The sequence below is a fragment of the Kutzneria sp. CA-103260 genome, from assembly GCF_018263855.1.
GTDB lineage: Bacteria > Actinomycetota > Actinomycetes > Mycobacteriales > Pseudonocardiaceae > Kutzneria.
In genome coordinates, this window is sequence record NZ_CP073318.1 from 2243431 (window position 1) to 2256581 (window position 13151).

At 72.7% G+C, this 13151-nt stretch carries 1 protein-coding gene and 1 pseudogene; both read left to right on the forward strand.

Annotation, left to right across the window (positions count from 1 at the left end):
• Nucleotides 1-2 precede the first annotated feature (2 nt).
• Nucleotides 3-5927, forward strand: a pseudogene (locus JJ691_RS09910) (SDR family NAD(P)-dependent oxidoreductase); the annotation flags it as partial.
• 131 nt (nt 5928-6058) lie between these two features.
• Nucleotides 6059-13147 (forward strand): SDR family NAD(P)-dependent oxidoreductase, encoded by a 7089-nt coding sequence (locus tag JJ691_RS09915; protein WP_442912769.1) that lies wholly within the window; start codon nt 6059-6061, stop codon nt 13145-13147.
• Nucleotides 13148-13151: the final 4 nt, after the last annotated feature.

Genomic DNA, 13151 nt, shown 5'->3' on the forward strand with positions numbered 1-13151 from the left:
ACGAGGAAAAGCTCCGCGACTACCTCAACCGGGTCACCGCCGACCTGCGGCGCACGCGGGCGCTGCTGGCCCGCAACACCGAGCCGGTCGCCATCGTCGGTATGGCGTGCCGCTACCCCGGCGGCGTGGCGAGCCCGGCCGACCTGTGGGACCTCGTGGACGGCGGCGTCGACGCCGTGGGCGAGGCGCCGGTCGAGCGCGGCTGGCCGTTCCGGCCGACCGGCGGCTTCCTCGACGACATCGACCGCTTCGACGCGGCCTTCTTCGGGATCTCGCCGCGTGAGGCAGTGGCGATGGATCCGCAGCAGCGCCTGCTGTTGGAGACCGCGTGGGAAGCCTTGGAGCGCGCGGGCATCACGCCGTCCACGCTGCGCGGCAGCGACGCCGGCACGTTCGTCGGCACCTGCACCCAGGACTACGCCACCGTCCTCCAGCACACCGCCGACGATGTCGCTGGCTATGTCGGCATCGGCACCTCAGCTGCCGTGCTGTCAGGGCGGTTGTCGTACGTGCTCGGTGTCCACGGTCCCGCCGTCACCGTGGACACCGCCTGCTCCTCCTCGCTAGTGGCCCTGCACCACGCCGTGCGCTCGCTGCGCGCGGGCGAGTGCTCGCTGGCGCTGGCGGGTGGCGTGGTGGTGATGACCACTCCCGCCGAGTTCGAGGATTTCGACGAGCAGGGCGGACTCGCCGCCGACGGCCGGTGCAAGTCGTTCTCCGACGACGCCGGCGGCACCACCTGGTCCGAGGGCGTCGGCGTGCTGGTGCTGGAGCGGCTGTCCGACGCGCGCCGGCACGGGCACCGGGTGCTCGCCCTGGTGCGCGGCACCGCCGTCAACTCCGACGGCGCCTCCAACGGCCTGACCGCGCCCAGTGGTCCCGCCCAACAGCAGGTGATCTGGCAGGCACTGGCAAACGCCGGGCTGCGAGCGTCCGATGTGGACGTTGTCGAGGCGCACGGCACCGGCACCAAGCTCGGCGACCCGATCGAGGCGCAGGCTTTGCTGGCCACTTACGGCCAGGACCGGGACCGTCCACTGTGGCTCGGATCCCTGAAGTCCAACATCGGCCACGCCCAGGCCGCGGCCGGCGTCGGCGGCGTGATCAAGATGGTGGAGGCGATGCGCCACGGCGTGCTGCCGCGCACCCTGCATGTCGGCACCCCCACCACGCAGGTGGACTGGTCGGTCGGTGCCGTGCGGCTGCTCACCGAGCCGTCGCCGTGGCCCGAAACCGGCCGCGCCCGCCGCGCGGCGGTGTCGTCGTTCGGGCTGTCCGGCACTAATGCGCACGTGGTGCTGGAAGCCGCGCCGGAGGTGGAAAGCGCGGACGAGCGCCCTGCCGCTGACCGCCCCGCTGTTCTCCTGGTCAGCGGCCGTACACCGCAGGCGCTGCGCGACCAAGCCGCGCGCGTGGCCGACCACCTGGCGGTCGCCGACCTGGCCGATGTTGCCTTGTCCCTGGCGGTTTCCCGCACGCACTTCGAGCATCGCGCCGCCGTGGTCGCGGCCGACCGCGACACCGCCGTGGCAGGCCTGCGCGCGGTGGCCGAGGGCGCATCCGCCGTCCGGAGCGCGGAGCTGAAGCCGGTGTTCGTGTTCCCCGGCCAGGGGTCGCACTGGGTTGGCATGGCGCTGGAGCTGATCGACGCCGCGCCGGTGTTCGCCGAGGCGATGGCCGAGTTCGAGGACATCCTGCGGCAGGAGGCCGGCTGGTCGCTACGGCAGATGCTGAACGACGAGGATGCGTTGCGCCGCGCGGATGTCGTGCAGCCGGTGCTGTTCGCGGTCATGGTGTCGCTGGCGGCGCTGTGGCGGGCGCACGGCGTCGAGCCGGTGGCGGTCGTCGGACACTCCCTCGGCGAGTACGCGGCGGCCTGTGTCGCCGGTGCGCTCGCGCTGCCGGAGGCGGCCAAGGCAGTGGTGCGGCGCAGCCGGCTGATCGCCGACGCCCTGTCCGGCACCAGCGGCGTGGTGGCGGTGCCGGAGGCGGCGGACCGGATCTGCGTCGAGGGCGTGGAGATCGCCGCGTACAACGGTCCAGAGTCGACAGTTGTCGCCGGTGACGAGCAGGTGTTGGCGGCCGTGCTGGCGGCGCACCCGCGGGCCAAGCGGATCCCGATGGACTACGCCTCGCACAGCTCCCAGGTCGAGCCGGTCCGTGACCGGCTGATCGAGGTGCTCACGCCGATCACCGCCCGCTCGGGCCGGATTCCCTTCTACTCCACGGTCACCGGCGGCGTGCTGGGCACCGCCGACCTGGACGCCGAGTACTGGTACCGGAACCTGCGCCAGCCGGTGCGGTTCGAGCAGGCCACGCGCGAGCTGCTGGCCCTCGGCGACGTGATGTTCCTGGAGATGAGCCCGCACACCTTGCTGCTGGGCGACATCCAGCAGATGGCCCCGGTGCCGGCGACGGGCACCCTCAGCCGTGGCGACGGCGGCTTGGACCGGTTCCTGCGGGCGCTGGGCACCGCTCACGCGCATGGCGTTTCCGTCGACCTGCGCCCGGCGCTGACCGGTGCACACGAGGTGGAGCTGCCGACCTACCCGTTCCAGCGCGAACGGTTCTGGCCGCGCGCCGGGGCGGTCACCGCCCCCGGCTTCGACGCCACCAACCACCCGTTGCTCACGGCGTACATCGAGCTGCCCGAGTCCGGCACAGGCGTGTTCACCGGCACGCTGTCCGTACAAGGACATCCGTGGCTGGCGGACCACGCCATCGGCGGCACGCCGGTGCTGCCCGGCACGGCGTTCCTGGAGTTGGCCATCCGCGCCGGTGATCAGGTCGGCCTGCACCGTGTCGAGGAACTGGTGCTGGAAGCGCCGCTACCCGTCAACAACGACGTGCAGATCCGCTTGGAGCTGGGCCCGTTGGAGGCTGGCCGACGCTCGTTGGCGTTTCTGTCCCGTGTGGACGGTTCCTGGACCCGCCACGCCTCCGGCGTGCTGAGCGACGAGCACGAGGGCGCGCCGACGGCGCAGGAGTGGCCGCCGGCTGACACGGCTGCCGTCGACCTGTCCGGCGGCTACGACCAGCTCCGCGCCGCCGGCTTCGACTACGGGCCCGGCTTCCGGGGCCTGCGGGCGGTGTGGACCGACGGTGCCGACGTGTACGCCGAGGTGGTGCTGCCGGAAACCGTGCAGCGCGAAGCCTTCGGACTGCACCCGGCGCTGCTGGACGCCGTGTTGCACGCCGCCGAGCACACGGGCGTGGCCAAGGGATTGCCGTTCCTGTGGAGCGGTGTCCGCCTGCACGCCCACGGCGCGGAGACAGTCCGCGCCCGGCTGCGGCGCATCGGTGACGACACCGTGACGCTGGATGTCGTCGACGCCGCCGGCCTGCCGGTGCTGTCCGTCGAATCGCTGACGGTGCGCCCCGCCGGCGGCCGGCAGACCCGGGAGCAGCCACTGTTCCGGCTGAGCTGGCAGCTGGCCGGCCCGGCGGTGCTGGACCGGACCGAGCACGAAGTACTTGTGCTGGAAACACCAGCGGGCGATGTCGCGACAGCAACACACGCGGTCGTGGCGCAGGTGCTCGACCTCGTGCAGGCGCGCACCTCGGACACGCCGCTGGTGCTGGTGACGCGCAACGCCGTCGCGGTCGAGCCGGGGGACGACGTGGACCCGGTGCTCGCCGCCGCGCGCGGCTTCATCCGCACCGCCCAGTCGGAGCTGCCGGGCAGGTTCGTGTTGCTGGACACCGACGAGCTACCGGACGAAGAGGTTGTCGCCCAGGCCGTTGCGTGCGACGAGCCGCAGGTCGCGCTGCGCGGTGGGCAGCTGTTCTTGGCTCGCCTGACCGTACTCGACGAACTCCAGCCGACCGCCACGCCGTGGCGGCTGGACACCACCAACGCCGGCAGCCTCGCCGACCTCGCCCTCATCGCCGCCCCCGAAGCCACCGCCGCTTTGACGGAAGGCCAAGTGCGGCTGGCCGTTCGGGCGGCCGGCGTGAACTTCCGCGACGTCTTCGACGCGCTGGGCATGAACCGCCGCGAAGCCACGCCGATGGGCTCTGAAGCCGCGGGCGTGGTCGTCGAGGTTGGCCCCGGCGTCGACCTGCGCCCCGGCGACCGCGTGTTCGGCATGTGCGACGGGGCGTTCGGGCCGTTGGCCGTCACCGATCACCGCCTGCTGGCGCCGATCCCGGACGGCTGGACGTTCGAGCAGGCGGCGACCGTGCCGCTGGTGTTCCTGACCGCCTACTACGGCCTGCACGACCTCATGGGTCTCAAGCACGGCGAGTCGCTGCTGGTGCACGCCGGTGCCGGCGGCGTCGGCATGGCGGCGATCCAGCTGGCGCAGCACTGGGGCGTCGAGGTGTACGCGACCGCCAGCGAGCGTAAACACGTTGTCCTACAAGAGATGGGCGTGCCGCCGGAGCGCATCGCCTCCTCCCGCACCCTCGACTTCGAGCAGGCGTTCCTGGCCGAGACCGGCGGTCGCGGCGTGGACGTGGTGCTGAACTCGCTGGCCGGCGAGTTCGTGGACGCCTCGCTGCGGCTGCTGCCGCGCGGCGGCAGGTTCGCCGAGATGGGCAAGACCGACATCCGCACCGAGGTTCCCGACGGCGTCGCCTACCGCGCGTTCGACCTGGCCGAGCTGCCGCCGGCCGAGATCCGCGTGCGGCTGGCCGAGCTGCTGGGCCTGTTCCGGTCCGGGGCGCTGCGCCCGCTGCCCGTCACCACCTGGGACGTGCGGCACGCGCGGGACGCCTTCCGGCACATCAGCCAGGCCCGGCACGTCGGCAAGGTCGTGCTGACCATGCCGCGGCAGTGGGACCCCGACGGCACGGTCCTGGTCACCGGCGGCACTGGCGGTGTCGGCCGGCTGCTGGTGAAGCACCTCGTCACCCGGCACGGCGTGCGGAACCTGCTGCTGGCCGCCCGACACGGCGGCGGCGACGATCTGGTCGCCGATCTGGCCGCGCTCGGGGCCAAGGCCGAGGTCGCCACCTGCGACGTCAGCGACCGGGACCAGGTGCGGGCGCTGGTCGAGGGGCGGCCGCTAACCGCCGTCATCCACGCGGCCGGCGTGGTCGACGACGGCCTCATCGAGTCGTTGGACGCCGACCGCGTCGCGACTGTGTTGCGCCCCAAGGCTGACGCCGCGTGGCACCTGCACGAGCTGACCCGGGACCACGACCTCGCCGCGTTCGTTCTCTTCTCCTCGGGCACCGGCATTGTCGGCAACGCCGGCCAGGCCGCCTACGCGGCGGCGAACACCTTCCTCGACGCGCTCGCGGTGCACCGCCAGGCCCAGGGACTGCCGGCGCTGTCCATCGCCTGGGGCCTGTGGGGGATCGGGGCCGGCATGGCCGACGCCCTCACCCGGCGCGACCTGGACCGCATTGCCGGCACGGGGTTGCCCGCGCTGACCGCCGACCACGGGCTTGCCTACTACGACGTGGCGATGGGCGTTGCCGACCCCGCCGTGGTGGCGTTGCGGGTGGACGTCGCGACGCTGCGCGCGCACCGCACCGTGCCGCACGTGCTCCGTGGCCTTGTGCCGTCGGCCGGACGTCGTGCGGCCGCCACCGCCGGCAAGGACCTGCTCGGCCGGTTGCCTTCGCTGCGCCCGGACGACCAACTCGCGCTCGTGCTGTCCGCGGTGTGCGCGGAAGTGGCGGGGGTGCTCGGACTACGGGCTGCCACGGTCAGGCCCGGGCAGCCGTTCAAGGATCTCGGCTTCGACTCGCTCACCTCGGTGGACCTGCGCAACCGGCTGAACGCGCTGACCGGGCTGCGGCTGGCCCCGACCGTCGTGTTCGAACACCCGTCGCCGGAGGCGCTGGCCCGCCACATCACCACGCTGCTGGCCCCGGCCGACGCCGCGCCCGACCGGCCGGTGGTGGCCGAGGACATCGGGGCGGCCAGCGACGAGGAGATGTTCGACCTGCTCAGCAAGGAGTTCGGGATCTCATGACCAGCACCGAGGACAAACTCCGGCACCTGCTCAAGGAAGTCACCTCCGAGCTGCGGACCGCCCGCGCCCAGCTGGGCCAGGCCGCCGAGCCGATCGCCGTGGTCGGCATGGCCTGCCGCTACCCGGGCGGCGTGACCGGCCCGGACCAGCTGTGGGACCTGGTGTCCAGCGGCGGCGACGCCATCACCTCGTTCCCGGCCGACCGGGGCTGGGGCGTCGTCGACTCGGCCACCGACCGGGGCGGATTCCTGCTGGACGCGGCCGAGTTCGACGCCGGCTTCTTCGGCATCTCGCCCAGCGAGGCGCTGGCCATGGACCCGCAGCAGCGCATCGGCCTGGAGACCTCGTGGGAGGCGCTGGAGCAGGCCGGGCTGGATCCGACGGCGCTGCGCGGCAGCGACACCGGCGTGTTCGTCGGCGGCATGCACACCGACTACCTGTCGGTGCTGGAGGAGGACCCGGCCGCGCTGTCCGGCCCAGGTAACTCCTCAAGCGTTATGTCTGGCCGCATCGCGTACGTGCTGGGCTTGCAGGGGCCGACGCTGACCGTGGACACCGCGTGCTCGTCCTCGTTGGTGGCGATGCATCTGGCCGGGCAGGCGCTGCGATCCCGGGAGTGTGCGCTGGCCCTGGCCGGTGGCGTCACTGTGATGCCGACGCCGGCCACATTCGTGGAGATGTCCCGGATGGGCGGTCTCGCGCCGGACGGCCGGTGCAAGGCGTTCGCCGATGAGGCCGACGGCACCGGCTTCGCCGAGGGCGTCGGGCTGTTGGTGCTGGAGCGGCTGTCCGACGCGCGCCGCAACGGCCACCGCGTGTATGCCGTGGTCCGGGGGTCGGCGATCAACTCCGACGGCGAGTCCAACGGCCTGACCGCGCCCAACGGCGCCGCCCAGCGCAAGGTCATCGCCGCCGCGCTGGCCGCCGCCGGGCTGCAACCGTCCGACGTGGACGTTGTCGAGGCGCATGGCACGGGTACGGTGCTGGGTGACCCGATCGAGGCGCAGGCGCTGCTGGCCGCGTACGGCCAGGACCGGGAACGGCCGTTGTGGTTGGGGTCGTTGAAGTCCAACGTCGGCCACACCCAGGCGGCGGCCGGCGTCGGCGGCGTGCTCAAGATGATCATGGCCATGCGGCACGGAACGTTGCCGCCGACGCTACACGTCGGTGCGCCATCGTCCCATGTGGACTGGGAGGCCGGCGCGGTTCGGTTGCTCACCGACCCGGTGGGCTGGCCGGCCACCGACCAGCCGCGCCGGGCCGGCGTCTCGTCGTTCGGCATCTCCGGCACCAACGCCCACGTGGTGCTGGAATCCGTGCCCGAGGAGACGTTGGAGCCCACTCCTGGCGGCGGCACCGTTCCGTGGGTGTTGTCCGCGCAGTCGGCGGAAGCGTTGGCAGCACAAGCCGCATGCCTGACAGCCCATCTGGACGATCAGTCTCCGTTGGACATCGGCCTCTCGCTGGCCACCACCCGCGCCGCGTTGACGCACCGGGCCGTGGCGTTCGGCGAGGACGGCCTGCGGGCGTTGGCCGCCGGCGAGCCGTCGCCCGACGTCGTCACGGGAACCGCGCCCCGGCAGTCGCGGCCGGTGTTCGTGTTTCCCGGGCAGGGCGCGCAGTGGGTCGGCATGGGGCGGGAGCTGTCGGCGACGTCTCCTGTGTTCGCGGCGCGGATGCGCGACTGCGCCGAGGCTTTCGCCCCGTACGTGGACTGGTCGCTGCCGGAGGTCGTGGCGTCCGGTGACCTGGACCAGGTCGACGTCGTGCAGCCGGTGCTGTTCGCGGTGATGGTGTCGCTGGCGGAACTCTGGCGCTCGCACGGGGTCGAGCCCGCAGCCGTGGTCGGGCATTCGCAGGGGGAGATCGCTGCCGCGGTCGTCGCCGGTGCGCTGTCGCTGGCCGACGGTGCACGGGTGGTGTGCCTGCGGAGCAAGGCGATCGCCGAGACGCTGGCCGGCAAGGGCGGCATGGCGTCCGTGGCGTTGCCGGCAGACCAGGTGCACGGCGAGCGGCTCGACATCGCGGCCTACAACGGTCCACAGTCCACTGTGGTCTCAGGTGACGCCGACGCCGTCGCGGAATTCGTTGCCAGCACTGAACTGGCGCGGGCCATCGGCGTGGACTACGCCTCGCACTCCGTGCACGTGGAGGTCATGCGCGAGCGGCTGCTCGACGTGCTTGACGGTGTGACACCCGAGGCGGCCGGCGTGCCGATGCTGTCCACGGTCACCGGCGAGTGGATCGGTGCCGGCGACTTGGACGCCGCGTACTGGTACACGAACCTGCGCCGGCCGGTGCGGTTCGAAGACGCCATCCGCGCCCTGCACGCCGACGGTCACACCGTTTTCGTCGAGATCAGCCCGCACCCGGTGCTGCTGTTCGGGGTGGAGCAGACCGTCGACGCCCTCGGCGGCGAGGCAACCACCACCGGGTCGCTGCGCCGCGACGACGGCGGCCTGGACCGGTTCCTGCGATCGCTGGCCGTCGCCCACACCAGCGGCATCGCCGTGGACTGGACGCCGTGTTTCCCTGACGCGCACGCGGTTGCGCTGCCGACCTATGCCTTCCAGCGTCAACGGTTCTGGGCCCGGCAGGCTGTCAGCGAGCCGGTCGCCGTCTCGTCGGACCGCTCCATGCGGGAGTTGGTGCGCAGCCATGTCGCCGCCGTGCTCGGCTACTCCTCGGCCGCGGCCATCACGCCGGACAAAGCGTTCGCCGACCTCGGCCTGGACTCCGTCACGGCCGTGCAGCTGCGCAAGGCCCTCAGCACCGCCACCGGGCAGAACCTCCCGGCCACACTGGCGTTCGACTACCCGACCCCGGACGAACTGGCCGATCACCTGGCTGCCGCGTCGAGCGGCGACGTGGTCCGCCGCACCGTGGCCGCCGACGACGACCCGGTGGTCATCATCGGCATGGCCTGCCGCTACCCCGGCGGGGTGGCGTCGCCCGAGCAGCTGTGGGAACTGGTGCGGGACGAGGTCGACGCCATCTCCGAGTTGCCCGACGACCGCAACTGGGACCTCGCCGGGCTGCGGGCCGCCAGCAGCAGCACCAAGGGCGGATTCCTCTACGACGCCGGCGATTTCGACGCCGGCTTCTTCGGCATCTCGCCACGCGAGGCGCTGGCCATGGATCCCCAGCAGCGGCTGGTGCTGGAGACGGCATGGCAGTCGCTGGAGGACGCCCGGATCGACCCGGCATCGCTGAAGCGCACCGCGACCGGCGTGTTCATCGGCGCCTCGCAGCAGGACTACCTGCTCGCCGCGACCGGCAAGAACGCCGACCTCGGCGGGTTCGTGCTCACCGGCCGGGCGGCCAGCGTGATCTCCGGACGAGTGGCCTACACCCTCGGCCTGGAGGGCCCGGCACTCACCGTCGACACCGCCTGCTCGTCCTCGCTGGTGGCGCTGCACATGGCCGCCGCGTCCGTGCGGTCGGGGGAGTCCACGCTGGCGCTGGCCGGTGGTGTCGCGGTGATGGCCACTCCCTTTGCCTACGAGGAGTTCTCCAAGCAGAACGGGTTGGCCGCCGACGGGCGGTGCAAGGCGTTCTCCGACGACGCCGACGGCACCGGCTGGGCCGAGGGCGTCGGCGTGGTGGTGCTGGAGCGGCTGTCGGCCGCGCGGCGCAACCGGCACCGGGTGCTGGCCGTGATCCGCGGCTCCGCGATCAACCAGGACGGCGCGTCCAACGGCCTGGCCGCGCCGAACGGGCCGTCCCAGCAGCGGGTGATCCGCCAGGCGCTGGCCAACGCCGGCCTGCGACCATCCGATGTGGACGTTGTCGAGGCGCATGGGACCGGCACCACCCTGGGCGACCCGATCGAGGCACAGGGAATCATCGCCACCTACGGCCAGGACCGGGAGACCCCGCTCCGGCTGGGCTCGCTGAAGTCCAACATCGGGCACACGGCAGCGGCGGCCGGCGTCGGCGGTGTGATCAAGATGGTGCAGGCGATGCGGCACGGGGTGCTGCCCCGAACCCTGCACGTCGACCAGCCTTCTTCGTTGGTGGACTGGGAATCCGGTGCGGTGTCGGTGCTGACCGAGTCGGAGCCCTGGCCGGAGACCGGGCGGCCCCGGCGGGCCGGTGTGTCGTCGTTCGGCGTCTCCGGCACCAACGTGCACCTGATCCTGGAGGAGGTCGCGGAGGCAGCGTCGTCCCGAGAGCCGTCTGATGACTCGCCGCCGTGGGTGTTGTCCGCACGGTCAGCCGACGCGCTGCGGGCGCAGGCGCGGCAGCTCGGGACAGTGACCGCCGACTCTCGGGACGTGGCTTTCTCGCTTGTCACAACGCGTTCCGCGTTCGAGCACCAGGCGGTGTGCCTCGGGCCGGATGCGCTCGCGGCCCTGGCGCGAGGTGAGGAGTCCCAGGAGCTGGTCACCGGTGTCGCGACCGAACGACGTGAGGCGGTGTTCGTCTTCCCGGGCCAGGGTGCGCAATGGGGCGGCATGGCCCAGGAGCTGCTGGCTTCGTCGCCGGTGTTCGCTGACCGGATGCGGGACTGTGCCAAGGCTTTCGCGCCGTTCGTGGACTGGTCCCTGTGGGACGTCGTGGAAGCCGGCGACTATGCCCGGGTCGACGTCGTGCAGCCGGTGCTGTTCGCGGTCATGGTGTCGCTGGCGGCGGTGTGGGCCTCGCACGGCGTCGTGCCGGCGGCGGTGGTGGGGCACTCGCAGGGGGAGATCGCCGCCGCGTGCGTGGCCGGGGCGCTGTCGCTGGAGGACGCGGCCCGTGTGGTTTGCTTGCGCAGCAAGGCCATTGCCGACGGCCTTGCCGGCACGGGCGGCATGGCGGCGGTGACCATGCCCGTCGAGGACGTACCGCTGGACCGGGTGCACCTCGCCGCGGTGAACGGCCCGCGCACACTGGTCGTCTCCGGTGATGTCGAAGCGCTGGACGCCTTGCTGGCCACCGGCGTGCGGGGCCGGCGCGTCGACGTGGACTACGCCTCGCATTCCGCTCACGTGGAGCGGCTGCGGGAGCGGTTGCTCGCCGACCTCGCCCCGGTCCGGCCCCGAGCCTCGGCGGTGCCCTTCGTGTCCACGGTGACCGGCGACTGGATCGACACCGCCGGGATGGACGCCGCGTACTGGTACACCAATCTGCGCGAGACCGTGCGGTTCGCCGCCGCCACGGAGGTGCTGATCGAGGCCGGGCACCGGGTCTTCGTGGAGATCAGCCCCCACCCGGTGCTGACCGTCGGCGTGACGGAGACCGCCGGCTCTGTACCGGTTGCGGCGCTCGGGTCGCTGCGCCGCGACGACGGTGGCCCAGCCGGCTTCCACCGCGCGCTCGCCGCCGCGCACGTGCACGGCGTTCCCGTGGACTGGACACCGTTGTACCCGGACGCCGAGCCGGTCGACTTGCCCACGTATCCGTTCCAGCGCAAGCGGTTCTGGGTCGAGGGCGAGCAGCCGAGCCAGGAGTCCTGGCGCTACCGGGTGTCCTGGGCGCGGCTGCCCGAGCCGGCGCCGGCCGTTGGGGGATCGTGGCTGGTCGTCGGTGACGAGGACGACTGGGCGGAGGCGGTGGCCGAGGCGCTGGGTGAGCACACGACCGCCGTGCCTGGACCGGCCGATCGGCACGAATTCGCTGCCCTGGTCGCTGGATTGCGTCCTCTCGACGGCGTGTTGTCCCTTTTGGACAGTCCGGAGCGGGTGGCGATGCTGGCCCAAGCTCTTGGCGACGCCGGTCTGACCGCGCCGTTGTGGTGCGGCACGCGGGGCGACGCCCCGAGCGTCGACCAGGCCGGCGTGTGGGGCCTCGGGCGCGTGGTGGCCATGGAGTCGCCGCAGCGCTGGGGCGGCTTGGTCGAACTGCCCGACAAGCTCGACGAACGGGCGGCGGCGGCCCTGCGTGGCCTGCTCGCCGACCGGACGGAGAACCAGGTCGCGGTGCGGGCCGATGGGGCGTTCGGCCGCCGGCTCGTGCCGGCCGAGCCGACCGCGCCGGTCCGGTCCTGGCGGCCGAGCGGCACCGTGCTGGTCACCGGCGGCACCGGCGGCCTCGGCCAGCACGTGGCCCGCTGGGCCGCCAACAACGGCGCGGAACGGGTCGTCGTGGTCAACCGCAGCGGACTGGACCGTGAACTGTGCGCGGCGAGCGACAAGATCGTGGTGCGCGCCTGCGACATCGGTGACGAGGCGGCCGTGGCCGACCTGCTCGCCCAGTACCCGCCGACCTCGGTGTTCCATCTTGCCGCGGCTCTCGACGACGGCGTGCTGGATTCTTTGACGCCGCAACGGTTCCAGACCGCCTTTCACGCCAAGGTCCGCGGCGCGCAGGTGCTGGACCGGCTCACCCGTGACCTGGGACTGGACGCGTTCGTGCTGTTCTCCTCGGTGTCGGGCACGGTCGGCGGCGTCGGCCTCGGCAACTACGCGGCGGCCAACGCCATGTTGGACGCGGTTGCGACCGAGCGCCGGGCGGCCGGCGAGCACGCCCTGTCGGTGGCGTGGGGACCGTGGGCCGGCGAGGGCATGGCCACGCACGTCGTCGGTGAGGAACGGTTGTCCCGCCTGGGATTGGTGCCGCTGAGCCCGGCCCCCGCGCTGCGGGCCCTGGAGACCGCGCTCAACCGGGACGACACCACCGTCGCGGTGTTCGACATCCACTGGGACCGGTTCCTGGCCGGGCCCGGCGCGGTCGGCACCAGCGCCCTGCTGTCCGACCTACCGGCGGCGAACATCGCGCAGCCGGTCGCCACGGCCGGAGACGGCGGGCTGCCCGGGCGGCTGGCCCGGGCCGGCGCCGCCGAGCGGCGGGCGCTGCTGCTGGCCCAGGTCCGCTCGGACGTGGCGGCCGTGCTCAAGCACGGCTCGGCCGAGGAGATCGAGCCCGACCTGGCGTTCGCCTCGCTGGGCTTCGACTCGCTGCTGTCGGTGGAGCTGCGCAACCGGCTGGGCGCGGCCACCGGGCTGACGCTGCCGGTGACGCTCGTGTTCGAGCACCCGACCCCGGTGGCGCTCGCCGAGCACCTGCTGTCGACGCTGGGCGGCGGCGTGACGCCGGAGGACCTGCTCCGCCAGTTGGACGAGATCGAGGCCGGGCTGGGTGAGGTCGACGAGTCGGCCCGGGCCCGGGTCCTCGACCGCGTGCAGGCCGTCCTGGGCCGGGTCGGCGGCGGTGGTGGCGCGGCGGTGCTGGCCGGGCTGGACGAGGCGACCGACGAGGAACTGTTCGACTTCATCCACCAGGAAATGGGCAGGTAGCGCC